Origin of the sequence: Methanohalobium evestigatum Z-7303 (assembly GCF_000196655.1) — an archaeon.
Taxonomy (GTDB): Archaea; Halobacteriota; Methanosarcinia; order Methanosarcinales; family Methanosarcinaceae; genus Methanohalobium; species Methanohalobium evestigatum.
On record NC_014253.1, the window covers coordinates 1,335,358 to 1,361,965 of the forward strand.

28 protein-coding genes, 1 tRNA gene and 1 pseudogene are annotated in these 26,608 nt (G+C 36.6%); 9 read left to right on the plus strand and 21 right to left on the minus strand.

Annotated elements, in window-relative coordinates:
- Positions 1-157: 157 nt before the first annotated feature.
- Both METEV_RS06675 and METEV_RS06680 read left to right on the plus strand, forming a co-directional pair.
- Positions 158-853 carry a hypothetical protein gene (locus METEV_RS06675; RefSeq protein WP_013194767.1) on the plus strand — a complete coding sequence of 232 codons (696 nt, stop codon included), beginning with the start codon at positions 158-160 and terminating at the stop codon, positions 851-853.
- Between the two features lie 320 nt (positions 854-1,173).
- Positions 1,174-1,581: a ferric reductase gene (locus tag METEV_RS06680; protein ID WP_232216835.1), complete on the plus strand. Its 408-nt coding sequence runs from the start codon at positions 1,174-1,176 to the stop codon at positions 1,579-1,581.
- A 24-nt stretch (positions 1,582-1,605) separates the two neighbouring features.
- On the opposite strand, the gene METEV_RS06685 is transcribed toward METEV_RS06680, so the two are convergent.
- The 8 genes and pseudogenes from METEV_RS06685 to METEV_RS06725 form a co-directional block, all read right to left on the minus strand.
- Positions 1,606-1,677: transfer RNA gene (locus tag METEV_RS06685), tRNA-Gly, on the minus strand.
- 369 nt (positions 1,678-2,046) lie between these two features.
- Entirely contained in the window at positions 2,047-3,855 is a 1,809-nt protein-coding gene (locus METEV_RS06690; protein WP_013194769.1) for a PAS domain-containing protein, read from the minus strand.
- 213 nt (positions 3,856-4,068) lie between these two features.
- On the minus strand, positions 4,069-4,560 hold the full coding sequence (locus tag METEV_RS06695; protein ID WP_013194770.1) for a desulfoferrodoxin family protein: 492 nt from the start codon (positions 4,558-4,560) through the stop codon (positions 4,069-4,071).
- A gap of 136 nt (positions 4,561-4,696) precedes the next feature.
- The gene (locus METEV_RS06700) at positions 4,697-4,939 is read right to left on the minus strand and encodes an efflux RND transporter permease subunit (protein WP_013194771.1); all 243 of its coding nucleotides are present in this window, start codon (positions 4,937-4,939) and stop codon (positions 4,697-4,699) included.
- 12 nt (positions 4,940-4,951) lie between these two features.
- On the minus strand, positions 4,952-5,236 hold the full coding sequence (locus tag METEV_RS06705; RefSeq protein WP_013194772.1) for a hypothetical protein: 285 nt from the start codon (positions 5,234-5,236) through the stop codon (positions 4,952-4,954).
- Between the two features lie 5 nt (positions 5,237-5,241).
- Positions 5,242-6,642, minus strand: coding sequence for an APC family permease (locus METEV_RS06710; protein WP_013194773.1), 1,401 nt, complete (start codon positions 6,640-6,642; stop codon positions 5,242-5,244).
- 229 nt (positions 6,643-6,871) lie between these two features.
- Positions 6,872-8,248, minus strand: a pseudogene (locus tag METEV_RS12055) (monomethylamine:corrinoid methyltransferase).
- Positions 8,249-8,264: 16 nt separating this feature from the next.
- Positions 8,265-8,924, minus strand: coding sequence for a methyltransferase cognate corrinoid protein (locus METEV_RS06725; RefSeq protein WP_013194774.1), 660 nt, complete (start codon positions 8,922-8,924; stop codon positions 8,265-8,267).
- Between the two features lie 490 nt (positions 8,925-9,414).
- Between METEV_RS06725 and METEV_RS06730 the strand changes: the two genes are divergently transcribed.
- Positions 9,415-9,609 carry a hypothetical protein gene (locus METEV_RS06730; protein ID WP_049891082.1) on the plus strand — a complete coding sequence of 65 codons (195 nt, stop codon included), beginning with the start codon at positions 9,415-9,417 and terminating at the stop codon, positions 9,607-9,609.
- A 226-nt stretch (positions 9,610-9,835) separates the two neighbouring features.
- Here METEV_RS06730 and METEV_RS06735 read toward each other — a convergent pair whose 3' ends face one another.
- The 10 genes from METEV_RS06735 to hpt form a co-directional block, all read right to left on the minus strand.
- Complete coding sequence (locus tag METEV_RS06735) at positions 9,836-11,215, minus strand: dienelactone hydrolase family protein (RefSeq protein ID WP_013194775.1); 1,380 nt, start codon at positions 11,213-11,215, stop codon at positions 9,836-9,838.
- Positions 11,216-11,282: 67 nt separating this feature from the next.
- Positions 11,283-11,930 (minus strand): TVP38/TMEM64 family protein, encoded by a 648-nt coding sequence (locus METEV_RS06740; protein ID WP_013194776.1) that lies wholly within the window; start codon positions 11,928-11,930, stop codon positions 11,283-11,285.
- Positions 11,931-11,971: 41 nt separating this feature from the next.
- Positions 11,972-13,441 (minus strand): homoserine O-acetyltransferase MetX, encoded by a 1,470-nt coding sequence (gene metX, locus METEV_RS06745; RefSeq protein ID WP_013194777.1) that lies wholly within the window; start codon positions 13,439-13,441, stop codon positions 11,972-11,974.
- Positions 13,438-14,724 (minus strand): O-acetylhomoserine aminocarboxypropyltransferase/cysteine synthase family protein, encoded by a 1,287-nt coding sequence (locus tag METEV_RS06750; RefSeq protein WP_013194778.1) that lies wholly within the window; start codon positions 14,722-14,724, stop codon positions 13,438-13,440. The genes metX and METEV_RS06750 overlap by 4 nt, the downstream gene beginning before the upstream one ends.
- Before the next feature lie 14 nt (positions 14,725-14,738).
- Positions 14,739-15,893, minus strand: a complete 1,155-nt coding sequence (pscS, locus tag METEV_RS06755; protein WP_013194779.1) for an O-phospho-L-seryl-tRNA:Cys-tRNA synthase — start codon at positions 15,891-15,893, stop codon at positions 14,739-14,741.
- 126 nt (positions 15,894-16,019) lie between these two features.
- Positions 16,020-16,301, minus strand: coding sequence for a DNA-directed RNA polymerase subunit L (locus tag METEV_RS06760; RefSeq protein WP_013194780.1), 282 nt, complete (start codon positions 16,299-16,301; stop codon positions 16,020-16,022).
- A 19-nt stretch (positions 16,302-16,320) separates the two neighbouring features.
- Positions 16,321-16,920 (minus strand): exosome complex RNA-binding protein Csl4, encoded by a 600-nt coding sequence (locus tag METEV_RS06765; RefSeq protein ID WP_013194781.1) that lies wholly within the window; start codon positions 16,918-16,920, stop codon positions 16,321-16,323.
- 211 nt (positions 16,921-17,131) lie between these two features.
- Entirely contained in the window at positions 17,132-17,725 is a 594-nt protein-coding gene (locus METEV_RS06770; RefSeq protein WP_013194782.1) for an METTL5 family protein, read from the minus strand.
- Positions 17,726-17,729: 4 nt separating this feature from the next.
- A complete protein-coding gene (dph2, locus tag METEV_RS06775; RefSeq protein ID WP_013194783.1) occupies positions 17,730-18,731 on the minus strand; it encodes a diphthamide biosynthesis enzyme Dph2 in 1,002 nt (333 codons plus the stop codon).
- Entirely contained in the window at positions 18,715-19,287 is a 573-nt protein-coding gene (gene hpt / locus METEV_RS06780; protein ID WP_013194784.1) for a hypoxanthine/guanine phosphoribosyltransferase, read from the minus strand. The genes dph2 and hpt overlap by 17 nt, the downstream gene beginning before the upstream one ends.
- Positions 19,288-19,585: 298 nt before the next feature.
- Here hpt and METEV_RS06785 point away from each other — a divergent pair, with 298 nt between their 5' ends.
- Positions 19,586-20,776 carry an RNA-guided endonuclease InsQ/TnpB family protein gene (locus METEV_RS06785; protein WP_013194785.1) on the plus strand — a complete coding sequence of 397 codons (1,191 nt, stop codon included), beginning with the start codon at positions 19,586-19,588 and terminating at the stop codon, positions 20,774-20,776.
- 173 nt (positions 20,777-20,949) lie between these two features.
- Positions 20,950-21,441 (plus strand): rubrerythrin family protein, encoded by a 492-nt coding sequence (locus METEV_RS06790; protein ID WP_013194786.1) that lies wholly within the window; start codon positions 20,950-20,952, stop codon positions 21,439-21,441.
- Between the two features lie 29 nt (positions 21,442-21,470).
- On the opposite strand, the gene METEV_RS06795 is transcribed toward METEV_RS06790, so the two are convergent.
- The gene (locus METEV_RS06795; protein ID WP_198008140.1) at positions 21,471-21,785 is read right to left on the minus strand and encodes a DUF5658 family protein; all 315 of its coding nucleotides are present in this window, start codon (positions 21,783-21,785) and stop codon (positions 21,471-21,473) included.
- 252 nt (positions 21,786-22,037) lie between these two features.
- On the opposite strand from METEV_RS06795, the gene METEV_RS06800 reads away from it, so the two are divergent.
- Both METEV_RS06800 and hmgA read left to right on the plus strand, forming a co-directional pair.
- On the plus strand, positions 22,038-22,673 hold the full coding sequence (locus tag METEV_RS06800) for a MarC family protein (protein ID WP_013194788.1): 636 nt from the start codon (positions 22,038-22,040) through the stop codon (positions 22,671-22,673).
- A 186-nt stretch (positions 22,674-22,859) separates the two neighbouring features.
- On the plus strand, positions 22,860-24,113 hold the full coding sequence (hmgA, locus tag METEV_RS06805) for a hydroxymethylglutaryl-CoA reductase (NADPH) (RefSeq protein ID WP_013194789.1): 1,254 nt from the start codon (positions 22,860-22,862) through the stop codon (positions 24,111-24,113).
- 5 nt (positions 24,114-24,118) lie between these two features.
- On the opposite strand, the gene corA is transcribed toward hmgA, so the two are convergent.
- On the minus strand, positions 24,119-25,189 hold the full coding sequence (gene corA, locus METEV_RS06810; protein WP_013194790.1) for a magnesium/cobalt transporter CorA: 1,071 nt from the start codon (positions 25,187-25,189) through the stop codon (positions 24,119-24,121).
- Between the two features lie 143 nt (positions 25,190-25,332).
- Here corA and METEV_RS06815 point away from each other — a divergent pair, with 143 nt between their 5' ends.
- Together METEV_RS06815 and METEV_RS06820 are read left to right on the plus strand one after the other, a co-directional pair.
- Positions 25,333-25,899: a universal stress protein gene (locus tag METEV_RS06815; RefSeq protein ID WP_013194791.1), complete on the plus strand. Its 567-nt coding sequence runs from the start codon at positions 25,333-25,335 to the stop codon at positions 25,897-25,899.
- A 64-nt stretch (positions 25,900-25,963) separates the two neighbouring features.
- Positions 25,964-26,380, plus strand: a complete 417-nt coding sequence (locus METEV_RS06820; protein WP_013194792.1) for a universal stress protein — start codon at positions 25,964-25,966, stop codon at positions 26,378-26,380.
- Here METEV_RS06820 and METEV_RS12385 read toward each other — a convergent pair.
- Positions 26,370-26,528, minus strand: coding sequence for a hypothetical protein (locus METEV_RS12385; protein ID WP_157197310.1), 159 nt, complete (start codon positions 26,526-26,528; stop codon positions 26,370-26,372). The two genes, METEV_RS06820 and METEV_RS12385, sit on opposite strands and share 11 nt — an antisense overlap.
- Positions 26,529-26,608: the final 80 nt, after the last annotated feature.

Genomic DNA, 26,608 nt, shown 5'->3' on the forward strand with positions numbered 1-26,608 from the left:
CACCCTGCTTAATTACATATAGTATTAAAATGTTTATGTAACAAAAAAATTTTATACTATAATTAAATGATTTATTTTCTAAGGAGTGGGAAATTAATCCTTGTTGAGTTAATCTGAGCTTAGATGTTGATTGCAATTAACCAGTGTGGTCTAAATTATGGATTTCAAAAAAATTCGGGTATGGGGTATTTTAGCAATAATTGTGTTTGCAGCTTATTTGATTTTACCAGTAGCAAGCGCAGTTGATGGAAACAATAACGTACCAGTATATCTAATTGCCCTTGTAACTATTCTCATAGTATCTGTTTTTGGAGGTCTGATGTATGCAGGCTATAAAGCTGATGCTGATTTGAATAAAGGAGAAATGAGAAGGGCGATTGCAGGAACATTTTCGGTAGGATTTATAATATTGATGGTGTTGTCACTTCATTACAGTTTCGATGAAAATAAAGAGATTGTCACAACATTTATTCAGCTCGTAGGAGTTGTTATTGGTTTTTATTTTGGTACCAGAACTGCATTATCTGTACCAAAAAACATGACCGGGACGACTGAATCTGGAATGTCTTTAGATATCGAAAATGTAAAGTTTGAAACCGATGAATTGGGTAACCCTACTAAAAAAATAACCTTTTCAATTAGAAATCGTGGAGACACAGACCTTCAATTGGATAAAATCTATTTTAATGGAGAAGATTTTGATAGGGGTATCCAAATTAAATCACAGAGTTCAGTGAAAGAAACAATAGAAATAGAAAAAGAATGGATACCTAACAAAGAGTATAACTTCAAAGTTGCTACAACTACAGGAATTGTTGCTGAGAAAATATATTCATCACCTACTGTAGATTGATATTGTCCTTTTCAATCAGTATTTCTCTTTGATTTAGGAAACTAACTTATTATTACAGAAAAAATTAATTATAATTGATTGTATTATTAAAAGATATAATTTGTCAAATAATAACCTGAACAAAATTTAGTGGGTAGAAAACTTTGGATTCTCATCATAACAAAATAATTTACTTGATTTATACAATTGTTATTGCTATTGCTTTATTTGTGATTTATACTCTATATCAGAACCCAGAAAGCCCTATTAAACTGATATATCGTACAGCTGGAATTTTTAGTTATTTATTTATTTTTTCAGCAATTATATCTTCTGAATATATGTCCAAAATAAAAAAATTATTTGGGCTACCCTTTTTAAAATTCCACCATAACCTTATTAAACTCGCATTAATCCTGATGGTTCTTCATCCGTTATCTTTTGCACTTGATATCCAGAGTTTGCAGGTATTTTTACCTGTTTTTTACCCACCAGTAACGTTTCTTGAACTCGCAGGAAGACCCGCTTTTTATCTTTTCATTATTGCGATAATTACTGCTGTTTATCGAAAAAAGATACCCAAAGACTGGAAAAAAATACACCTTTTTAATTATCTGGCATTTTTCTTGGTATCGATACATGCACTACTGATAGGTACTGATTTTTCATCCACTGGTATGCAGATATTATCAGTTGCGATGATGATAATTGTTGCAGGAGTTTTTATTGATAAGCATTTAAAAAAGTAAAGTAAAAATAATGTATTAAAAACATGCGGCTGCCGGGATTCGAACCCGGGTTAGAGGCTTGGGAAGCCTCTGTCATGACCACTAGACCACAGCCGCTCATTCTGAAATTGTAATTCACAAATTATTGGACAGGATTGATATTTAAACTAGGGTTAGCGATATAAATTTTAAATTGCATGATTACAAACATTTTTACTAATACAAAAATGTAACTAATTATATTCCTTCGATGAACTGCTCGGCTTCTAAATATTATCTGTTTATTTAATTATTATTTTTTAATTTCTTTTTATAAAAAAATAATTTTTAAATTTGTTTGAGAATGGAAGATTTAACTGATTCACACAAAAGCAATTTGTTGAGAAAGGATATGGATATTACTCAAGGTTTAACTGGGATGTGTCAGACGATTATCAATATTTCTGGCCAACCAGAAAAGAAAACTGAGCATTTTCCAGAAATGGTTCAAACAGTCCATTTACCTCTTTTGTATTCCCCCAATTCGATTTCTAAGGTTATACGACCTATGAAACATCCCAACAAATCCGCAATATTTTCGACAGCAATTCTTACTTCCTGAGGTATATCATCATATGTATGAGATGATACACTTAGAGCTGCGACGATATCCCCTTTGAATTTGATCGGAATAATACCTAATGCTTTATATTCATGTTTGGTATTATAATCTGAATTATAAAATATCTCGGAGTAATCTTTGTATACCGGATTACCAGTATTCAATAGATTGGTGATAAACGAATTAGCGTTTATATGAGAAATATCATAAACAAGTGAGGATGATAAACCTTTATGAACTACCAGATCCAAACCACCTGATTCGTTAACAAAATGTATACATCCACAATCGATAGTATTTATTTCAAGAACATGTTCCACCACTTTTTCCACTGTTTTATCTACATCTTCATCAGAATTTAATAACGACCCAATTTTATGCTGGATATTTATTATGTTTTCAGCATACTTATGTTTGGTATTATCAACAATAATCCCCTGATAGTATAAGGGTTCTCCAGCATCGTTTCGCTGTATAAACGTCCTTTCATCAACCCATCTAAGATAGCCTGATTTGGTAACTATTCTGTATTCCTGGGAAAAATCCGAATAACCGTTTTTACGCTGTTCGTGTAACCCTGTTTGTACTTTATCAAGGTCTTCAGAATATATTATATCCCCATATTGGATTTTCCCTTTTACGAATTCATCAGGCGTATAACCAAATTGTGCTATGTTATCAGACACATATTCAACAGGCCACATTTCATCGGGGTTATTGCTATCGCTTGCCTTCCATTGGAATACAACTACAGGACTGTTGTTGATAATATATTCAAAATTCTTTTTTTCTTTTAGTGATTCCTGAAGAGCAATTTCTTTATTTTTCCTGTCAGTGATATCATACATTATACTTTGATAAGCTACAGGTGAACCATGGCCATTGTAATGGACAATAACCTCTTCATTTACCCATCTTAACTTTCCTGATTTTGTAAGAATTCTATATTCCTGAGTGAAATCAGTGTAACCGAGCTGGCATAATTTCGAAAATTCGAACCTTATCCTATCCAAATCATCTGAATATATTAGGCAATCATGTCTTATGCTTCCTGATGTAAAATCTTCAGGTACATAACCGAACTGAGACACATTGTTAGATACATATTCAGCAGGCCAGTTTCTATCGAATTTCCATAAAAATACAACTAATGGACTATTATCTATAACATTTTGCAGAATATCCCGTATTTCTAAAGAATTATTGAGTGCTATTTCTTTATTTTTTTGTCCAGTTATGTCTGTAATAATTCCTTTGTAAAAAGTAACATTACCTTCTTCATCACGATGAATATAACTGGTTTCATCTATCCATTTAACTTCTCCAGATTTTGTTATTATCCTGTATTCCTTAGAGAATGTGGATTCATTTTTAAAATATGTATTATTAAGTTTATTTTTAACTTCTTTTAAATCATCAGGATGTATAATATCTTCGTATTTTAATTCACCAGTAATAAATTCATCTGCCGAGTATCCAAAATTTTCGATGTTATTTGTAACGTATTCAACCGGCCATCCATCTTCAGATTTCCATAAAAAAACTATACTGTTATTACTTTTATCAAAACTTTCCACCACGTTTTGAATCTCGAAAATATCGTCTAATGCTCTTTCATAAACGATATCTTCAGGAGGTATATCTTTGTATTTTTGATAGTAATATAAACTCCTTTTAAAATACTTCGTTTTCATGGCACTCCCCCTTAAAAAATTACACAGTTTTAGCTAAAGTTTGATATAGCAACAACTATTTTTGCTGCCTAATTTAGTTAATACATTCCGCCCAGCAATTATAAAGATGAATGTATTTAATATAAAAATATTATTCTATTAAACCAAAAAATAATGATTAAACATTAAAAAAATTAATTTCCCTGTCCATAAAGAACAGGGGTCACAATTTTATCAAAATCTGTGAGTCCAGGTACAGACACGACCTTCGCCCACATCTTTTGACACAACCTCAATACCTCTTGTTTCTTCCCACAACCCATGAGTATTGCAATATCCAAGAGCTGTTAAACTGGTAGCCACTACTTTACCATCGCATTCACCGCAGACGTTGTAGCCATGGATATAACAGTTTTCGAACTGATATGCAGCTATTATATCCTCTTTTGCATATACTTTAAATTTGGCTTCAGCTTTTTCATCGTTTGGTGTAAAGGTTTTCTCTTCTACCAGTTCACCGTTAAAATATAACTGGATCCATTCGATATAATGTTCTTCTTTCATTGGATGCGGTTTGTGCCCCACATTTACGGTAACCTCAAATTCATTACCTTCAACCACTTCATCCGGTGCTTTGATAAGCGGTAAATGTTCTTTTTCGTCCTCGGTAAGGTTTGACAAATCTTTTGGACGATTGATTTTAAGTTTGTATCCTTCATGTACCATATAATCCACCACGTTAAATCCAAGTTGTCTATCTTTTAATTACAAAGTAAATTAATCAGCCAGCAGAATTTTGGTCTGCTGACTGACTTCAACTCCCCCTTTAGTTTAAATATGGATATGATATCTCATCTTACGTTCAGTACTTGTAGTTCTTGACAGAGTGAAACAGTATCACAAAGAAGAACCCCAGTATAGCCGCTACGAATCCTATAAAGGTTACTGGGTCAAAGGTATAACCCAATTCACCTCCTTTTTCCCATCCAACCAGTACTGCACCTTTGAGGACAGTTGGCATTACAACACAGACAAAGGCAAGTACGAATATGAAAAGGACGTCAAAAGCTTTGATAATGTTACTTTTAGTAGTCGCTCCGTCCATTTTTGAACCTCCTTAATCATAATATCTAAGTCTAAATCGATGTTCTTTGATGCTGCGGTATACCTGTGCACAACCAAGCGTTTCGATACCTATCAGTAAACCGATTACAACGATGTATACACCAAACATCGGTAGAGGCATCATAGTCCATGCTTGAGTGGTAGTTGTAATCATGATAAACACGAATAACTCCACTGCAATCAACACCGTGACAATCCCTATAATCAACATCAGATCTAATCTAAGGCCACGGTCATATTTTCCCCTATCAATATCAGATGGAATTTCTGAGCTCATATCAATCACTCCTTATTTTCATTTTCATAATGATGCACAGGTTTTGGCCAGCCCATTTCTTTCTCCCAGTCCATCGGTCTTTCTGTATGTTTGTAATGGAAGTAGAAATACGCTATTGTGTAGAACAGAAGACCGAACAACAGGTTGTAGAAGTAACCCCAGTACAACGTTGTCAGGATAACAATTGCAACTATTATCGAGAACCATGCAATATAGGGTTGCAATGGACCTTTGAACGGACGTACTTTGTCATTTGCAATTCTGTCCGGGAACATCTTCCTGAAACGTATCAATGAGAAAGGAATTAATACGTAACATAGTAGACCAGAGATAATCGAGAAAGTTATCACCTGATCCAGATAACCACTGAATGCAAACGCAATGGCAATCGGCATCGTGAATATGACAGATCTGTAAGGTGATCTGTAATACGGATGTACTGCCGAGAACCATTTAGCCACATAATCATCTTTTGCCAGTGCATACCACGATCTTGAAGAATCACAGATTGTACCGTTAGCACTTGCAAGACACGTTAGTAGTGTTCCAATACCCATTAACACAATCAGGAACGTAACTCCCGATTCTCTTGCAGCTTCCCACTGTGGATAAACTGACACACCGAGGTCGCTTGCAGGGAGTATTGATGAACAGTAGAATAATGTCATTGCTGCGACTACAAGTAGTGAAATCATTCCTGCCTGCTGTCCGAGTGGTACAGACCTTGATGGTTTGGCACATTCTTCAGCTGACATTGCTGCGCCTTCAATACCAAGATAGAACCACGGTCCAAATTGTAAAGCTGCAAATAAACCTATTAATCCTTGAGGCATCGCTCCTTGCGACCATAACTCAGCCGAATTCAGTTCTACAATTCCTCCTAACGTTGAGGAGAAGAAGAACACGATAATCGCAAGGAAAGCAATCATAGTAATAACAAAGTTTAGCGTTAAAGCGCCTACTACTCCGCGATAATTAACAAACGTCAATGCACCTATTACAAGCAGCGTCATCGGGAATACAGCGATTTCCGGGAATATCGATTGTGCCAGTTGAGCGACGACAATCGCATCTGCTGCTTCCAGCGCAATATATTCCATATAAACTGCCAGTCCGACGCTGCCCGCAGCACCGGGTCCCACAAACAATCTCGCCCATTCATAGGGACCTCCTGCAGATTGTGTGGCAGCACCAAGTTCACTTGCACACAACGATATGATTATATATAATACACCGGCAAGTGTCATGGCGATAAGTGCACCAAGGATTCCACCTTTTGCTACTGTAAAGTTCCAGCCCATGTATTCTCCGACCAGAACAATACCAACACCAAGTGCCCAAACATGGAAAGGTCTTAGAGTTTTGACTAAGCCAACATCTTCATCTGGGTCTTTATCATCAGCCATTTTTAACTCCCCCTTTTTTAGTTTTCATTTACTTCACTTTTCAGCTCTGCGTTTTTCAACTCTGCCAGCATCAAAAAGGATATAACCTATCAATCCAAAGGCCAATAAATACAATATACCATTGATAATGGTCCAGGTTTCAATTGCCAATTTTCTACTCCCCCTATTTGTTTTTGATAATAAACATCCAAATTTGAAATGCCAGTGGTATAATAACCACTGGTTAAATTTAGAATACCAGTCCCAGGTCTTCCAGTTTCTTCTTAGCACCATCGTAGACATTTACGTATTCATCAATAGGTGTGATGGTGGAAATGTCATAGCACTCCTGGAAGGTCTTGTCTTCTGGCAGGTTACCGAAATCGTTTTCGTACATACCAACAAGCTTGTCAAGTATCTTGTTGACCTCGTTGATATCCATACCAGCAGTAGCTCTTGCAGTTTCACCCATCATTCGAGCTTCCATACCGGTAGTCTTGTCCTGACCGACACCCTTTGCAGAAGCGACACCGGACAGTATTTCACGGCCTGATGCGGTATCAGTCATGGATTGAGCAGCAGCTTCCAGCAGACACATCTCGGTGCATGGGCCTGCACATGGATAGTACTGGTTACCAAGTATCATGTCGGTGTGCTCTTTAATAGTAGCAGAAGTCCATCCTGCAATCTTGAGGGCTTCCCTTGTGTTAGTTGAACCCCATCTGATGTGTACAGGACCATCAAGATGCCATGTAGCATTGTTCATCAGGAAAGCATTGATTGTAGTAGCAACATCTACGATGGCAGTTTCTTCGATACCGCCAGCATATCCACCGAAAATAGGCATCTGTTCATCCATTATGACATCGCTGTTTGCCTGGTAGTGTGCAACAACAGCGATAGCATCCAGATCGATTTTCAGTTCATTAAGCTGTGAGACCTCATGGCTGTCTGCAGGGTTAAGTCCGCCGACAGCATCAGCAGAGATGTTACCTGGAGCAGACAGTGAGGTCTCGGGTCCCTACAGACCCATACCGGGTCTACCGCACATGGCGCATGCTTCTTTAATCAACCTGGATTCACTTTTGGCTGCCAGTACTTCGTATGGGCTTCCTGGTACCGGTGATTTGCCACGGATAGATGTCATGACACCGTTTACGATAAGGTCACATTCTCTTTCCATCGCGTAGCTCATGTGCACGGGAACAAAAACATCTTCGGATACAGGTGCACCGGTAGGACCGCCCTGAATAAGTGGTTTTCTTTTGTCTCCAACTTCCCTTTTACGTACAGTAACAGCATCTCTGCCTGTACCGAGAGTGAATTCTTTATCAACGTTGTTGATAGCGTCCCATATCTCGTCTTCAGTGTATTTTACAATTCTCTTGGTGTCGGTACAGTAAATACCACACTCAAGCAGCATCTCAAAACCAGCGTTGAACAGGTTTTCCATCATGTCCTTATCGGTAGGAACGAATTCGTCACCGAAATCAAGGCCATATTTTTGTTTGAGTTCACCTGCTTTCATCGGTATGGTCATCAGGTCCCAATCGTCCTGTGTGGTTTTTTCACCTGTTTTTGCTCTGTCGTAGAAATCGTATACAGTAAATGATTTTTTGAATGCCATGTTTTACTTACCTCCATTACTTTTGCATGAGATTAATCCCAACTCTTGCAGCTTCAGCAGCGTTTTCTGCAGTTGCATCGGCACCGATCTCATCAATCCATTTCTGAGTTACAGGAGCGCCACCGAGCATGATTTTCACATAATCTCTAACGCCTGATTCTCTGATCAGGTTCATAAGTTCTTTCTGACCAAGCATTGAAGTGGTCATGAGTGCTGAACCGACAAGCAGGAGTTTCTTATCTTTATTCTTTTCAATTTCTTCAAGAACAGTATCATCTGGAACATCGGTACCAAGGTCAACGATGTCAAATCCATTGGCCTGTAACATTGTAGTTACGAGTCGGTGTCCGATGTCATGAATATCTCCTTCCTGAACAAAGGTAATAGCAGTTCCTACTCTTTCTTCTTCCCCACCGCCTTTCTCCAATTCGGGTTCGATATATTCCATCGCTCCCTGCATTGCTTTGGCAGCCATCATAATCTGTGGCAGGAACGCTTCACCATTTTCGAATCTGTCACCGACAACTTTCATACCGGGTGTCAAACCCTTGTTGACAATCTCTATTGGTGATAAACCTGCATCAAGTGCTTCTTTTGTCAGGTTTTTACATCCTTCTATGTCCTGGTTTATTATAGCATTTTTAAGTTTTTCAAATTGTTCTTCTTTCTCTACCATGAATCTCCCCCTATTATCTCGGATTGTTACAGAAGCTACAAACACCCTAAACTTCTGTAACACTTGGAATAACGTCTTATATTTAAATTAAAAAAACGCATGAAAACAATTATATAAGTTTTATTCATGGGGAAACTTAGTTCCGTAATTATTTTAATATATAAGGAGTTTAAAATTTTATATAATTTATAAAGAATAAAACGCTACAGATTCCCAGTGTAATGGTTTATAAATAATTAACTTGAAGAATTGTTTGTGTTTAGACAAACAGTTTTAATCAATTAACTTTTATATATGTAAATATAGTAATTTTATTCTGTAATTATATAATGTTTAGAGGGAGTGTGTTAATCTGAAAAATGCAAAAGTAAACAAAACCGGTAATAACTTATCATCACAAGTTGAAGATAACATAAGGGCTAACAAACATAAAATCGGGCAATTTTTCATCTGGGTTCTTGGGTTATATCTCGGATTGACCGGGCTAGGCTTGGCTATCACTGAAAACAACTTAGCTGTAGGTATACCTTTGTTTTTGACGGCTCTTGTGATATTGCCTCCACCTGCAGGTATCACAGATGTGATTGAAGCTAAAATAAATTATACGATACCAGGTGGCTTAAAACTTGCTGTAGGTACAATATTATTACTTATAGCCTGGTTTAACCTTCCGGGTGGTCTATAAATGATTAAATTCATTATCTAATTCAGTGGTCGAGTAGATTTTAGAATCTAACTATATAAAAAAGAAGGAGATGGGTTAATTCTTGGGCCCATTTCCTCTCATGGTATCTTTTGTTTCAAGAGAGGTATCATCGTAGTAATAATCCTGGTCTACACCAAAGTTATCACTATTAATTATTATCTCAAAGAATTGTGTTGTATTATCTCACATACTAACAGAATCATAATCAATACGGCGGAACAAGAACAGGTAATAGCCAAATGACAGCCAATATATTAAAAATAAGTCGCTGTCTTAAATCCATTCCCGATTTCCACAACAACAGTGAGATAAAAGATAAAAACAGGAACAATAAACTACCAAGCACCACTGATGTAACAAGCTGGAAGATTACAAATTGTGTGGATATCAGGACAAACGATGCACCTGTAATTAAAAGAAAAAACAAATCAAGTGCAAATTCCTTTTTATTCAGGATTTTGAAAATATTAGATGATTTGGTTACTACAACACCAATTGTTGATGCAATTATACCGATTACCAGATACTGGAACCATTGATATCCTGCTGGTTCTAACTGGATAAACTGTCTGGCTATCGTTGAAAGCAGAACAATATAAAAAATAACAAAAACAATTACCGGTATCAGAAACCTGAACAAATTTTTATTATTAAATTTATAGTTGTATGAACCGGATAGCCAAACGGCGCTTATGAACATAACCATACCTGATAAAAACTGCAGTAAAACAGTTCTGAATGATTTGGTTTCAATGTTTATGTTGCCAGATGCATCCTTTCCTGCAGAATAAAGTGCCCATCTAACAGATTCCTCAATAAGTTTGTCATCAAAAGCTTCTGTAAGATGTCCTGAAGATTCAGACACAAATATTTTGGTGGCGTTGTTGCCTTCAAAATCACCATCAAATTTATTTCTGTTCAAATGTTTTCCTGTAACATTAAATGCGATATCTTCAAGTTTTTCTGGAGGAACAAGTGTATCCTTTCCACCTGTAGCAAGCAAAAGGTTGGTCTCAAGTTCATCTATATTTTCAGGTGGGAAACGTCCTGCAATAGCAATTATTCCCGAAACATCAGGTTTTTCAAGCGCAATCCGATATGCACCGTTTGCACCTCCTGAATGCCCACCCACAACAATCCTATCAGAATCTGTGTCATGCCTTGATTCCAGTTGCGAAAGGACAATAATATCTTCTCTCAACGAACGATTGAACAGAAACTCATTCCCATGTACTATCTCCCAGTGAATTGTAGATGGGAAACTGGTAAAACTTCGTGACGGCCCGTGAATAAAAGTTAAAAATCCCTGTCTTGAAAAACCTTCTCCATAATGCGAATACTGGATGGGATCAGCACCCGAACCTGCTCCAAAATAAACTACCGGGAAAGGTCCTTCTCCATCTGGGATATATAATAAACCCTCCATTGTTCTATTTTGAGAGAGTTCTAAAAGAACCTGTTCGGATTCAAAATTATGAGCCTGGTTCTGGTCAGTTAAAATCGGGTAAATCAACCCTGATAGTCCTGCAAGTAGAATAAGTACAGCTATAATTTGTTTCCGGGATATATTAGAATCAGCATCCATAGATAATAGGAAAGATGTTTTATTACTCCTCGATAAAATACTATTTGTATATAAACATTTCTGGATTTCAGGTATTTTTCACCTTTTTATGAAGAAATATCCATAATATACCGGGAATAATTACACCAACAGCAAGAGGAAACGACCATTCGGATACACTATGCAGGTAACTGCCGAAATATGAATAGTAAACAGTCACAGGGATTGTGCCTATAATAATAATGCTCAGAAAACGCAAGAATGATATTCCTGTCAGTCCGGCAAAACATGACATGGTTTCTGTTAGCATAGGTACCATGCGTGATAGTATAAGGATGCCTTCACCCCATTGTGTAAACCATTTATTCATCAATTTCTGTTCACTCTCATCGATAAAAGTTAAAGCTTTTCGTTTCCCTATATATCTTGTTAGACAGAAACCAGTAATTGATGCAAGCAGTGAGCCCAAAGTCCCAATTAAAACACCCCAGAAAAAACCATACAAAGAACCTGCAAGGGTCATAAGCACAGAAGAAGGTACAGGAATAACAAGGTCAATAATAAGCATTAGTATTATTATCAACCCTGCAAGTGAATCGAATGATAGAACCCAGTTTTTTACATCTTCAAGAGTTAGGAATCCGGATAATTCAAAGATAATAAATATCATCAGGAAAACAGTAAAAAGAATAAGAGGAATGAATCTCCAGTTGAATGTTTCCCATTTATCCAGCATACATATATATTTTAAGGAGCCCCTGATTTAAAAACATCCGGTTAAAATTCCTCAATCAACCTGCTTATATCCTCACTTGTAACCATCCCGATAACCCTTCTATCCTTATCAATTACCGGAAGTGCAGAAATATCCTTACTTTCCATTTTTTCCGCTGCTTTTTCAATAGGTTCATCAGGTCGAGCGGTTACAACATTTTTTGTCATTATCTCTTCAAGGTTGTCTGATTTTAATGCAATCGATTTGGAGATATCCCATGAGGTAACCAATCCAACGAGTTTACTATCTGAGGATACCAACGGTAAATGAGTAATTTCCTTTTCAAACATTACCCTGGCTGCTTCATCTATGCTTATTCCCTCTTTGATTGTCGCTATATCCTCAATCATTATATCTGAAACATAGGTATGTGAGAGGAAATTGTTAAGCACATAATTTAGTTGTCCGCTTTCCAGCAAGAATGAGTCGTGTCCGTAATTGGATTCGATTTCTCTATAGGTCACATCAGCATTGTTAGCACTTAAAGCCATTACAATTTCTCTCAACTGATATGGAGGATACAGCCAGTCAGATGTAAACGAAATTACCAAAAATTTCGCCTCTACATTTTTTAAACCTTCTGCAAGGGAATTGTTTTCTGTCAAATCAAAATAATCAATAGCTTTGGTAAGATACAGATAAGAATTCGCATCAAATCTTTCGGTAAATGTTAAACCCTGATAGTGCAGATAACTTTCGACTTCAAATTCTCTGGAAAAATCGAATTCGTATTCGTTTTTATCCTGCAATCTCCTCCCAAATTTTTGGTGCATGGAATCATCGCTGAGATAGGTAATATGACCAATCATTCTTGCAAGAGCCAGCCCATGAGTTGGTTCTTTTTCACCATAATAATTACCACTGTTCCAATTTGGGTCAGAAACTATAGCAATCCTTCCAACTTCATTGAAAGCTATTTGCTGGGGTGTGGAATATCCGGCTGTAGCTATTGGTATTGCCTTTTTTACCATGTCTGGATATGATACACTCCACTGAAGAACCTGAAGTCCGCCCATAGACCCTCCTATAACTGCTAAAAGTTTGGATATACCCAGATAATCTATTAGTTTTTTCTGAGCGTTTACCATATCTTTTATTGTAACTACTGGAAAATCAAGCCCATAGGATTCTCCTGTATCCGGATTAATCGATGAAGGACCTGTAGACCCTTTACAGCCCCCGATGACGTTGGAACAGATTATAAAATATTTCCGTGTATCAAGAGCTTTACCAGGACCTATTATTATGTCCCACCATCCGGGTTTTCTGTCACCTTCATGCCATCCTGCCGCATGAGCATCACCTGTAAGGGCGTGACATACAAGAATAGCATTGCTTTTATCCCAGTTCAAAGTTCCGTAGGTTTCATAGGCAAGAGTTACATCACTTATTTTTTTGCCGCTTTCAAGGACAAGCTCTTCAGGTATCTGGTAATATTTTGTTTCAACATTACCTATTGATTTGTATTTCATACTTTTTGGGACAACTCCAGTGCCTGGTCAATATCCTGAATAATATCTTCAGCATCTTCTATACCAATAGACAACCTGATAAAATCATCAGTAACCCCTGTAGATTTCTTCTCTTCCTCGGTTAACTGTTGGTGGGTTGTTGATGCGGGATGGACAACAAGGCTTTTTGCATCTCCTATATTGGCAAGATGTGAGAGTAGTTGAACATTCTCAATAAATTTTTTACCGGACTCAAGTCCACCTTTAATACCGAATCCAATAAGTGCTCCGTATTTACCATTGAGATACTTTCCTGCACGTTCATGTGTTGGATGAGTTTCAAGTCCCGGGTAATTCACCCATTCTACATCTTGGTGTTTTTCAAGGAATTTGGCTACTTTGAAGGCATTATCACAATGTTTTTCCATTCTCAGTGGGAGTGTTTCCAGACCCTGCAAAAACAGAAAGGCATTGAAAGGGCTCAGGGCTGTGCCAAGGTCACGCAGAAGCTGAACACGCATTTTTACAATAAAAGCAATCTTTCCGAATTCTTCCCAGTATTTTAATCCATGGTAGCCGGGATCAGGTTCAGTAAGTTCCGGGAACTTGCCATTGTTCCAGTTGAAATTTCCAGAATCAACAATTAATCCACCTATAGAAGTTCCGTGTCCACCCAAAAACTTGGTTGCCGACAGGACTTCAATATCAGCACCAAAACTAATCGGCTGTGAAATACCTATTCCTGTTGTATTGTCCACTATCAGCGGAATACCGGCAGAATGTGCAATATCTGTTATTTGTTCAAAATCAGGAACATCCAGTTTTGGGTTTCCTATGATTTCAGTATAAATTGCTTTAGTGTTTTCGTTTATCTGTTCTTTAAACTCTCCAGGTTTTGTAGAATCCACAAATTTTACTTTTCTACCAAGGTCTGGAAGTGTATTATTGAACAACTGGTAAGTACCACCATAAAGGTTGTCTGCAGAAACAATTTCATCACCTGGTTGAGTGATTCCAAGCACTGCCAGTGTGATAGCAGACATACCTGATGAAACTGCCAATGCTCCGGCACCCCCTTCTAGAGATGCCACCCGCTGTTCCAGAACCTCGTTGGTAGGGTTTGTGATTCTTGTATATATATTCCCGAATTCTTTCAGACCAAAAAGTCTTGCAGCATGGTCTGTATCTTTAAAATTGTAGGATGTAGTCTGATATATGGGAACGGCTCTGGAACCTGTTGTAGGGTCTGGTACCTGACCTGCATGTACTGCTCTGGTACTGAACCCGTAATTTTGTTTGCCCATGTAAAACCTCTAATTTATTCGTATTTTTTAATAATCTCATCAAATGCATCTACAACAGTAGATAGATTTTCACGTCCGACTCTGAAAGTGCTCAATTTGAAGAACTTGGTAAGTCCCGCCTTTATACCATGAATATTTCTGGATTTTAATTCTTTATAAAGGAAATAGCGTCCGGATTTTGCTTTCTGGGAGATTTCGTATATGTTTGGTGCTTCAAAGAACATGAGATCATGGTTGTGCGGCTTATCACCAACCTGGTTCATCCCAAGATTTTCGAGTTTTTCAGAAAACCATCGTGCATTTTCAACTTCCCTGTCCCATTCACGGGTTCTTTTCACAACGTTAGGGAATGAAGCAATCATTGTCATTAATGTAGCACCACGTGCAGTACATCCGAGTAATTCTACCTCCTTCTTTTTATGTGTAGGTGATTTTCTAAACACTATATCAGAATATTCTTCACTTACACCTAAAACTCCTATTGGTCCTGATGAAGCCATTGATTTATGACCACTACCTACAACAAAATCTGCACCTATATCGTTGGCATCTATTGGCATTCTGCCGATGGAATATGCACAGTTTAAAAGCAGTGGCACATCATATTCATGGCAGACAGATGCAACTTTTTTTGCATTAGGCAGATTTCCGTAATTTCCATCAGGATAGGTGAGAAGTGCCATTGAAGGAGGTTTACCACTCTCATCTATAACATTTTCAATAGCTTTTGCGTATCCCTCTGGATCTATCCAGTAGTCAGGATGACCGGTGCTGGATACAGTTTCAGTATTCAACCGTGCACGCTGTGCAGCTACATGTGATGAATAATGTGCCAGATTGTCAAGAACAATCCAGTCCCCTTCGTTAGCTACCGAGTGCATGACAGCAAATTTGGATTCACGGGCTCCATTTGTCACTCTAACTTCATCTGCCCCTATGAATTCCGGTAAAGCTTCATGAACAAAATCTTTGATTTTTGGTTTTTTAATCTGGTCAAGTGTTCCCGGGCAGAAGTCACATACTGAATATCCATCCCCCCACTGGACAAGTGCTTGTCGGGCTTCCTCTGTCAGTATTCCACCTGTCTGTAATGGGTCTATATTGATGGCGTTTAAAGGTTCACGTTCCATATACCCAAATTTTTGTAGTGATGATTCATCAAGTGCCATCTTTTTATTCCTCTCATATATATTGTTTAATTCACATTGTGAATTGGTAAAATTGATACATGTTATATATAAAAAAAGTGGTCAAGCATCCAACAATATGTTATACTTGACATTCAGGTATTGATTTCAACAGGCTTTAACTGCTTCGCTGAATACTTCATTAAACTCATCACAACGGGAGATGAGTTTTGATAAAGCCTCTTTGATAACAGTAATCTGGTCTGTACCATCGGTTTTGACATACAGTATAGGTTCACTTACATTAACATGTTTCATATCGTATGAAGCGATTTCAACTCTGCTGTCTTCAAGAAGTATTGATTTTAAAACATTAAGCAGGGTATGGTCTTCTCCCTGTATCTCCATATTTATTTCATAATCAGTCTTGTTTAAAATTTTTAATTCCATTTTCTCACCTTAAAAAACTTCAGATTATACCTGTTCCATAATCAGAAGATATCTTTCGTTTTTCGGTTTTTCCACAATTGGGACATTTGAGTTTATTATTATCCTTTTCCATTGCACTCCTACAGTTTGTGCAGTAGGCTTTCATAACTCCAAGAGAGTCTTCAGAAGTGCTAAGACTTAGGTTTTTGGCACTTTTAATTTTCCCCTTTACAATATCAAATGGTGCAAACTCATCTGAAAGCTTTTTGACATAAGCATCTTTTACATTGGACACATGTATCGCAGCAGGCCGGGACTCCTGAAATTCCCTTTCTCCTTTATCTTTGATTGCTTCAAGTCCCACTATAGCTACTGAATCGCGAACATCGGTTATTCCACCGATAACAATGTCGCCTTCTTTTATGGATGGTGGTGTTTTTGTATTCGGAATCACTGATACTGAACGGGAATTATCATCAACAACAACATCTCCTGCAACAAGTGAATATATATTCCCGTGATACATGTAAGTCCCCTCACCGGGTATATATTCCTCAGTAGTTCCTACAAAATCACCCGGCATCACAAAATTAGATTCATAGTCTTCAAGTTCCTCTGATTCTTCTGACTCCAGTGTCATCTCTTCATCTTGGCTGATGTTTTCTTTCTCCTTGAATTCAGTTGTGTCATTAGGTTCGTAATTTTTATCTTGTGTATTTATAGATTTATCGGAATTATTTATAGGTTTTTTATCATCAGAAGCTTTTATTTTCCTTCTTGAAAGTCTTTTTCTTATTCTAATAAAAATCCCTCGTTGGGTTAATTGTAATAATAGTTATAAAAACCAGTTTTTATAGAGACTGACTGATTCTATAGATTTCAACTTCAATTTGTTCTACATCTTTTTTATGGAATTTAAATGTTCGTTTTAACGGAAACCCTGTCCTATACCATTCTGTAACAACAGCAGGACTTATGAATTTTTCAATAAAATTTTTACTTCCTTTGTTGTGTATAGAATATATTACATTTGCCAGTTTTAAAGCATTTGATAAAAACGGTCGGTCACTGCCTCTTACCTGTGAACCGAAAGGGGGATTCATGACCACTGTCTGTGCTTCACCTGATATATTACTTATATCCTTACATATAAAATCCACGTCTACATTCATACTCCTGGCATTTTTATCAGCGATCTGGAGAGCATAGTGGTCAGTATCAAATCCTGTTACTATTTCAGCACCCAGTAATTTTGCTCCGATAGCAAGAACCCCTGTTCCACACCCAATATCATATACTGTGTCTCTAATATCACCTTTCATATATGCAAAATGAAGTAATTCAGCAGCGATTGGAGCGGGTGTAGTATATTGTTCCAGTGATGCATCCGGACTATTGAAACCTTCAACCTGCTCAAGCAACATTTCTAATTTTCGCTGTTTCATCGGATTATTGTACACCTCTTATTTCATCAAATACCAGTTTTTCCCATTTACGCTCCCCAAGTACTATTTCAAATTCCTGAGGTGTAAGCATTGGAGATGGGAAATGTCCCACATCATCGATTGCTATCCTTGGACAGGCAGTATTAACAAATGCATCCACTTTAAATTGCAATAATTGGTCAGATGTTACACGGTCCATGGTCAAAATATATGCTTTTTTGCCATGTTTTTTTGCAAGGTTTTTTAAATATTTTGCCAGTTCCATACGATATTGTCCAATCTTTGATGAAACCAAAATTCCAAAGGTAGATGAATCAAGTGACTTTGCAATAACAGCACTTCTCTGGCGCAATATTCTGGATGGGTCTACATAATATGTTTTATCCATAAACGGGTCTGCAACCATGACAGGTTTACCGGTTGCTACCGCAACTCCTACCGGATGAAATTCACCGCTGCCGATATATAAGTATTCATCACATTCATCTATTTCAGCCGATGAGAAATTACATCCAAGAACCTGTCCGGGGTAGGCAATCCTCGTGTCTCCTTTTTGGATTATACATTCCCTACTACAGGATTCAATAATTTTACGCACTTCTTCCAGTTTATGTACATGCTGGACTGTAGTGAGAACCCCTACGCGGTAAGCTTTAATATTTTCCATCGCCTGTTTGACAATTTCTGAAATATTTATTTCAGAAGCCGCTTTGATGTAGTAAATTTTTTCGTTGTATTTGCAGTCATCAAGTTCTGAATGTCCGAAATGGAAAAGAATGTCCACATCATCCAGTATATCAGTATCAATATCGCATGCCCCATAACAGGGATTTGCAGATACTATGACCTCTACACATGTAGATTGTTCCAATTTTGATGCTATATCAATAGACTTTCTTTTTAATCCCTCTGGTAATTGTAAACCTACAACATATGCTTCTGTTTTATTTATAATATCAATCAGATGTTGTGTTTGAAATTCAAACCTTTCATTGTTTGCCACCATTTACCTCCCTTATTGAAACACCTTTTTCATCCACATTGATTTTAATAAGGGATTTGACAGGTATGTTCATCTCTTTTAATTTTGATACCCCTTCACCACGTTCAACAATTACCACAACCTCATCTATTATGCTTCCTGCATCGATCAACGCTTTGATAACAGATTGGAGAGTACCACCGGTACTGACCACATCATCCACTATCAGTATACGGTCACCACTTTCGATACCATTAATGTAAAGTTGACCTTTTGAATATCCTGTACTCTGTGATACTGCAATTTCACCATTCAGACCGTATTTTCTTTTCCTAATTATTGATAGTGGAACACCTGACTTAAGAGACAGTGATGTTGCAATAGGGATGCCCATAGCTTCGATTGAAACAATTTTGTCCACATTCATTTTGGTATTTTCAACTATATGATTGGCTATTTCCTGTAATAATTCAGGCTCTACCGAAGGGATACCATCGGTTATAGGATTTATAAAGTAATAGTAATTGTTCTTTTTAATCACTGGAGATATTTCCAGCGATTTTTGAAGTGTGTCCAGCATGATGTTTAATCCTCTATGCACAACTTAAAATATAGACTACATATCCTGTAGATAACATCGAGTTATGAGGTTTATGATACAAAAAAATCTATGTGGTATATAATGTTAACCCGTAAAACTGGGAATAGTTTCTAAATAGAGAGGAATAAATAAAATCCAATCAATTTAGTATTGATTGGAAATATGGGATAGCTAACAGCTGGAAATATTTAATTAAAATATAGTATACTTTATAAGTAAAATATATAAGAATTGATAACAGAAAATATAATCAATTATATTCATCATGGAGATTGTTATGGTTAAAAGGACCGAAACGATATACCTAAATTATGATAAAAACCTTAGCTGGTTGTGTCATATTTCCAAGAACTTATACAACCAGGCAAACTTCATAGTTAAACAATCCCTAAATGATGAAGGTGATTGGGTAAGATACGAAGAACTAAATAAACAGTTAAAAGGTACTGAAAATCATTCTGTTTTACCCACACAAACAGCACAACAGACACTAAAACTGATGGATAAAAACTGGAAATCTTTCTTCCAATCAATTAAAGACTGGAAGAAGAACCCAGAAAATTACTATTCAAAACCCAACCCACCAAAATATAAAAAGAAAAATGGCGAAAATATTCTCTCTTTCACAAACCAACAGTGTAAGATAAAAAAAGGAGTCCTCAAGTTCCCGAAGAAAACGAACCTGCAAGTAGAAACTCGTCTTACAGATGACACTAAACTAAATCAAGTTCGAATTCTTCCTATGGGAGTTGGTTATAAGTGTGAAATTGTTTACGAGAAGGATTTAGAAACACCAGATCCAAACGAAGAAAACATCGCCAGTATCGACTTGGGTATTAATAATATCGTCACTATGGTGAATAACATCGGTGAAAAACCGATTGTTATTAAGGGCGGAGTCGCAAAATCAATAAACCAGTTCTACAACAAAAAAGCTGGAAAACTAAAATCTATTTATGATAAATTAGGCATCAAAAACAGCAAAAAACTGAAAAAACTATACCATAAATATAAAATGAAAATCAATGACTTCTTCCATAAAGCAAGTAAAAGAGTTATTGATTTTTGTGTCAAACACAACATCGGCACACTAGTCATTGGATATAACGAAGGGTGGAAACAAGAAGTGTATATGGGTAAGCGTAATAACCAAAAGTTCACACAGATTCCATTTCATAGACTTCTTGAACAACTAAAATACAAAGCCGAAGATGTTGGATTGAAAGTAATTGAGCAAGAAGAATCCTACACATCGAAGTGTTCGTTCCTCGATGGTGAACCAGTTGAGAGAAGGACTTCTTATCTTGGTAAAAGAATTAAAAGAGGGCTTTTCCGATCATCTAACGGCACTATAATCAATGCCGATGTAAATGGTGCCTATAATATTATGAAGAAAGCAATCCCTGATTTAGATGGGATAGAGGGTGTAGCGTTACACCCAGTGAGTATATCTCACGAATGTGATTGATAATAAAATTAGTTATCTAATGTTACTAAGTTTATCAATTACAATGACGTTATCAGTATGTTCACCATGTTTAATAATAGAAATTAACTTTTAATTAATGTTTTATTAGTTAATCTAATATATTAAAAACAATATCCAGAATACACATGTAAATTAAATGGAGGGAGAATTAAATGAGTACTACTGATAATTTAAAAGATGCTTTTTCAGGCGAATCAATGGCAAACAGAAAATATCTTGCTTTTGCAAAAAAAGCCGAGAAAGACGGATATAATCAAATAGCTAAATTGTTTAGGGCTGCCGCAGCTGCAGAAACAGTGCATGCTCACAATCATCTGGATATACTTGACGAAGTTAAAAGCACCAATGAAAACTTACAGGAAGCTATAAACGGCGAAACCTTTGAATTTGAACAGATGTATCCGGGTTATATAGAAGAAGCAAAAGAGGAAGAACAAACAAAAGCTGAATGGAGTTTTGACGTAGCAAACAAAGTTGAAAAGATTCATGCTGATTTATATCAGAAGGCACTGGATAACATGGGCAACAATGAAGAAGTTGATTACTACGTCTGCCAGGTATGTGGAAACACCGTCGAAAATGAAGCACCTGATGTATGTCCTATATGCGGCGCTCCAAAATCAAAATTTGAAAAAATTGAATAAATAACTTTTACTTCTCTTTTTATTTTAACTTAAACCACACCAGCAATACCGAAGATACTTTGACCAAATATAATCACTGCAAGGTTACTTGCAACAAGAACAATACCCATTATATTAATGGTATGCTTTCCAAATTTCCACCCTGATTTCGATTTTTTATCCATAACATAACAAATATACAGGAACAGAAGAACCATCAGTTTCAATATGGTAAGCCCTACAAAACCATATTCAGAAATTATTGTTGAAGGCAGGCTATTACCTTCAAAACCATATCCATTGGTTATAGCAAACCATGTTGTCAGAATATCACCAATGATATAAAATGCTATTATATACCGCACTTCCACCAGAAATTTGAAGACCTTATGATTTAATAATCTGTTCAAATGATTATAGGTATCATTAATATTATAGCATTCTGTTCTTATATATACCCCCTCCTGTCTGATATACCCCAAATATCAAACCTAAAGTTTGGTTATAAGTTATAATGTTAAAAGAAATATGGTTTTGGAAATAAAGTTTCAGAATTCAGTTACAATGCCTTTTGTTAACCCCATTAATTTTAATATGTCTGTTAGATATTTTATTGTATGGACTATGTGGGGATTTTTGTTTTTGCATTTGTATCTATATTTGTTATTGTAGACCCTCTTGCAGCGGTTGTAACCTTCATCTCATTGACAAATAAAATGGATGATAAAACAAAAAATATGGTAGCAAAACGTGCAGTTCTGCTTGCGTGTGTTATTGCTCTGGCTTTTGCTCTAACCGGTAATTTTGTTCTAAATATTTTCGGAATCGGTGTTGATTCTCTACGAATAGCAGGTGGAATCTTACTTTTTACAGTTGCACTGGATATGATGCATGCTAAAATATCAAGAGAAAGTATAACAAAAAACGAAATCTCAGAATATATAGACAGAGAAGATGTTTGGATATTCCCAATTGCGCTTCCTCTTCTAACCGGACCGGGGGCAATCACAACAGTAATTGTCCTTATGGGCAATTCTGATACAATCTTGAATAAATTAGTAGTTATTCTGGCAATCATTGCTACCTTTATAATAACACTTTATGTATTCATTTTTTCAAGACGTCTCTACAAAATTATGGGATATACTGGAATGCTGGTTTTTACAAGAATCATGGGACTGTTATTGGCAGCTATATCAATAGAGTTTATTACTACTGGCATATTAAATATGTTCCAGAATTATGGACCTTAAACAAATAATTATACATTCATTTTTATAAATAACCATATAGAGTGAAATATTTGTATCACCAATAATAAACAGTATCATAGGTTAAATACTACTGACGGCTTTAGTCGTGGGGTAATTTACCTGGTTACAGGAATTTTAATATCAACAAAGCCAATATATTTTCAACTTCAAAGGTGTTAGTTACTCATGGAACAGGAAAATGAAACCAGAATGGAAGAAGATGAATTGTTTGAAAAAATAAAATCAGGGGAAGTGTCACTCCGAAAAATTGAGAAATATACCGATGCAAATACAGCTGTTAAACTGCGAAGACAGGCAGTGGAAGAAATGTCAGATATCTCATTTAAAAATATTCAGAATCATAATATCGATGCTGAAGAAGTGGCAAGGAAAAACATCGAGAATATGATAGGTGCAGTACAGATTCCTCTTGGGGTTGCTGGACCATTAAAAGTTAATGGTGAATATGCGGATGGAGATTATCACATCCCCCTTGCAACTACTGAAGGTGCACTGGTTGCAAGTATTAATAGAGGATGCTCAGTAATAACCCGTTCAGATGGTGCAAATGTTAGAATATTCCAGGATGTGATGACCAGAGCTCCTGCGTTTAAAGTAGAAAATGTAGCAAGAGCACAGGAATTTGTAGAGTGGATAAAAAAACCAGATACAATCAAACATATGCAAGATAAGATAAGTGATATCACAAGCCACGGTGAACTTGTTGATGTTGACCCTTATGTACTGGGCAATACTGTGTATCTGAGATTTTCCTATGATACAAAAGATGCTATGGGCATGAACATGGTCACAATAGCCACAAACACCCTTGTCGACCTTATAGAAGATGAATTTGGTGCTGATCCGATATCCCTTTCAGGCAATATGTGCACCGATAAAAAACCAGCCGCTATCAATAGCATACAGGGTAGAGGTAAAACTGTAGTTGCAGAAACTGAAATTCCGAAAAAGGTAATAGAAGACCGGTTAAAATCCACACCTGAAGAAATGGCAGAAGTAAACTACAGAAAGAACCTATTGGGTTCAGCACGTGCTGGTTCGCTTGGATACAATGCACATGCTGCAAATGTAATCGCTGCTATGAATATAGCATGTGGCCAGGATACTGCACATGTAGTGGAAGGTAGCAACACAATCACTACAATGGAAGTAACCAAATATGGGGACTTATATTGTTCAGTAACACTTCCATCCCTGCTAGTAGGCACTGTTGGCGGTGGAACAGGTATCGGAACACAGAAAGACTGCCTCGACCTGCTTGGTGTAGCTGGTTCAGGCCATCCCCCAGGTTCAAATGCTAAGAAATTGGCAGAAATAATTGCATCTTCTGTTCTTGCCGGTGAAATTTCACTTATAGGAGCACAGGCTGCTGGACATCTGGCACGAGCACACGCAGAACTTGGACGTGGCGGTTTCTAACCAACTTACAACCATTTTTTCTTTTTAAAATAAGCAAACATAAACAGACTTGCTGAAACCATAATCATCCATAATATCGGGTAACTCCATTTCCAATATAGTTCCGGCATGTATTCAAAATTCATACCATAAATACCCGCTATAAATGTAAGAGGTATGAATACGGTGGCAATAATAGTCAATACCTTCATAACTTCATTCATTCTATTGTTGATGCTTGATAGATAAAGGTCAAGCATACTTGTCAGCATTTCTCTATAAGTGTCAAGTGTTTCTATAGTCTGAATCACGTGGTCATAAACGTCCTTTAAAAATAATTGAGTGGTTTTGTAGATAAGTCTGGATTCATTTCTATTAAGGGTGTTTATAACTTCTCTTAAAGGCCAGATACTCTTACGCAGAAAAAGAACATCCCGTTTTAAACCATGAATTGTTTGCAGGGTTTCTGGTTCTGGATCGGGGTTTTTGGATAATTCATCTTCTACTGATTCTATTTGCTCACCGATTTCCTCCAGTACTATAAAATAGTTATCCACAACCGTATCTATCAAGGAATACGCAAGGTAATCAGATTTCATTTTCCTGATATGACCTTTGTTAAACCTGATTCTGTCCCTTACAGGGTCAAAAATGTCTCCCTCTTTTTCCTGAAATGATATAACAAAATTAGAGCCAATTACTATACTAACCTGTTCAATGTTGGTTTCATTTTCCTGTTTATTATACGTAAACATCTTTAATACTGTATAGATATAATTTTCAAAATCTTCCGTTTTTGGACGCTGGCTAATATTTAGGATATCTTCCAGAACTAACGGATGCAAATCAAAATGTTCTCCAATTTTTTCTATTATGTCCACTTTGTGCAGACCATCAATATTAATCCATGTTACAGAAGGCTGATCTTTAAAAGGAAAACAATCCTCTACATTTTTTGTAACCATTTCCTGCACACTTTTTTCACTATAATCTATTACAGTAATTTTTACATCTTCAGATCTTTTTTCACCCTGATAGACAAGGCTTCCCGGCGGCAACCCCACATCTTTTGACTTTTTCCTTGAAATATACCTCATTTACTCATCCCCGACATCTATTAACCACCTAAATAATTAATTTTTAAATTTTATTAATCCACGCAAACAATGATAACTTGTATATACCATCATAAAAAATAATAACTATACGAATTAATACTTAATTGTGAGGGGACTATATTATGGAAAATAAATCATATGATAAAATCTTGATAGCAACTGATGGTTCAATAAATTCTGAAGGGGCAATTGATTCAGGTCTTGAGATTGCAAGGCTGAGTGGGGCGAAAGTATATGCATTATATGTCATGGCTCCTACTGGATTTACACTCAGAGGTACACAGGAAGCATGGGTAAAAGAGGTATACAATGAATTAAGCAAAGAGGGGAAAGAAGCAACAGAGTATATAAAACAACTCGGAGAAGACTATGGTTTAGAAGTAGAAGCCGTTATGCTGGAAGGAAACCCAAATGAAATGATTATTGATTTTGCAGATGAAAATGAAATCGATTTAATAGCAATGGGTACTCATGGTAAAACCGGTCTACAAAAATTTTTAATCGGGAGTGTAGCTGAAAAGGTCGTAAGAAACTCCAATAAAGAAGTTCTTGTTGTAAGAGGCCCCAATCCAAACCCTGAAGTATTAAAACAGAAAAAAGAAAAAATTAAAGAAATGGTACGCAGCAAACAAGACGTTTATAAACCGAATGTGAGTGAAAAAAGGGATAATTTCCCAAACGTAAGATAAAAAATACTACCTTTACAACTATTTTTTATACAGGTTCTGCCCAAATTGATATGGGGAGTATTTTATGAGCAATAATAAACATTATGCAGATATATTGATTGCTACCGATGGATCAGAATATTCCAAAATGGCGGTGAATTCAGGAATAAAATTCGCCAAATCATTCGGTGCCAAAGTACATGCAATCTATGTTATAAACGTACGATGGGAGAGGGAAGTTTATAATTATCTTAGAAAAAAAGGAGAACAGGCAACAAATGAGGTTAAGCAGTTAGGTGATAAAAACAATGTAGAAGTTAAAACCCAGCTCCTTGAGGGTGACCCAGCTGAACAAATCATCGATTATGCGGAAAATAACGACATCGACCTGATAGTAATGGGTACACACGGTGAATCAGGAATAAGCAGATTTTTGATGGGGAGTGTCGCACAGAAAGTTGTCAGAAAATCCAGCACAGAAGTGCTTATATCTAAAATATAAAAAATAAAAAACTTAGGTTATTCATTGTCCATTTTTTCTTTTGCTCTCTCCAGTATCTGTGTGCATTCATCCATTTTTTGTTCTGCTTCCAGTAATTCATCAGCAACCTTTTCAAACCCTGCCTGACGTATTCTGTTTCCCCATTCATTGAAACTCTGGCTGTGGTTTTTGTTGTGTTCTATCCAGTGTTCCAGAAGATGTTCCAGTTTATCTTTGTTTATATCTTCA

Coding starts and splice junctions, on each gene's coding strand:
- METEV_RS06675 (WP_013194767.1), top strand. CDS start 158: ATGGATTTCAAAAAAATTCGGGTATGGGGTATTTTAGCAATAATTGTG.
- METEV_RS06680 (WP_232216835.1), top strand. CDS start 1,174: ATGTCCAAAATAAAAAAATTATTTGGGCTACCCTTTTTAAAATTCCAC.
- METEV_RS06690 (WP_013194769.1), bottom strand. CDS start 3,855: ATGAAAACGAAGTATTTTAAAAGGAGTTTATATTACTATCAAAAATAC.
- METEV_RS06695 (WP_013194770.1), bottom strand. CDS start 4,560: ATGGTACATGAAGGATACAAACTTAAAATCAATCGTCCAAAAGATTTG.
- METEV_RS06700 (WP_013194771.1), bottom strand. CDS start 4,939: ATGGACGGAGCGACTACTAAAAGTAACATTATCAAAGCTTTTGACGTC.
- METEV_RS06705 (WP_013194772.1), bottom strand. CDS start 5,236: ATGAGCTCAGAAATTCCATCTGATATTGATAGGGGAAAATATGACCGT.
- METEV_RS06710 (WP_013194773.1), bottom strand. CDS start 6,642: ATGGCTGATGATAAAGACCCAGATGAAGATGTTGGCTTAGTCAAAACT.
- METEV_RS06725 (WP_013194774.1), bottom strand. CDS start 8,924: ATGGTAGAGAAAGAAGAACAATTTGAAAAACTTAAAAATGCTATAATA.
- METEV_RS06735 (WP_013194775.1), bottom strand. CDS start 11,215: ATGGATGCTGATTCTAATATATCCCGGAAACAAATTATAGCTGTACTT.
- METEV_RS06740 (WP_013194776.1), bottom strand. CDS start 11,930: ATGCTGGATAAATGGGAAACATTCAACTGGAGATTCATTCCTCTTATT.
- metX (WP_013194777.1), bottom strand. CDS start 13,441: ATGAAATACAAATCAATAGGTAATGTTGAAACAAAATATTACCAGATA.
- METEV_RS06750 (WP_013194778.1), bottom strand. CDS start 14,724: ATGGGCAAACAAAATTACGGGTTCAGTACCAGAGCAGTACATGCAGGT.
- pscS (WP_013194779.1), bottom strand. CDS start 15,893: ATGGCACTTGATGAATCATCACTACAAAAATTTGGGTATATGGAACGT.
- METEV_RS06760 (WP_013194780.1), bottom strand. CDS start 16,301: ATGGAATTAAAAATTTTAAACAAGACTGATTATGAAATAAATATGGAG.
- METEV_RS06765 (WP_013194781.1), bottom strand. CDS start 16,920: ATGACACTGGAGTCAGAAGAATCAGAGGAACTTGAAGACTATGAATCT.
- METEV_RS06770 (WP_013194782.1), bottom strand. CDS start 17,725: ATGAAACAGCGAAAATTAGAAATGTTGCTTGAGCAGGTTGAAGGTTTC.
- dph2 (WP_013194783.1), bottom strand. CDS start 18,731: ATGGTGGCAAACAATGAAAGGTTTGAATTTCAAACACAACATCTGATT.
- hpt (WP_013194784.1), bottom strand. CDS start 19,287: ATGCTGGACACACTTCAAAAATCGCTGGAAATATCTCCAGTGATTAAA.
- METEV_RS06785 (WP_013194785.1), top strand. CDS start 19,586: ATGGTTAAAAGGACCGAAACGATATACCTAAATTATGATAAAAACCTT.
- METEV_RS06790 (WP_013194786.1), top strand. CDS start 20,950: ATGAGTACTACTGATAATTTAAAAGATGCTTTTTCAGGCGAATCAATG.
- METEV_RS06800 (WP_013194788.1), top strand. CDS start 22,038: ATGGACTATGTGGGGATTTTTGTTTTTGCATTTGTATCTATATTTGTT.
- hmgA (WP_013194789.1), top strand. CDS start 22,860: ATGGAACAGGAAAATGAAACCAGAATGGAAGAAGATGAATTGTTTGAA.
- corA (WP_013194790.1), bottom strand. CDS start 25,189: ATGAGGTATATTTCAAGGAAAAAGTCAAAAGATGTGGGGTTGCCGCCG.
- METEV_RS06815 (WP_013194791.1), top strand. CDS start 25,333: ATGGAAAATAAATCATATGATAAAATCTTGATAGCAACTGATGGTTCA.
- METEV_RS06820 (WP_013194792.1), top strand. CDS start 25,964: ATGAGCAATAATAAACATTATGCAGATATATTGATTGCTACCGATGGA.
- METEV_RS12385 (WP_157197310.1), bottom strand. CDS start 26,528: ATGAATGGGGAAACAGAATACGTCAGGCAGGGTTTGAAAAGGTTGCTG.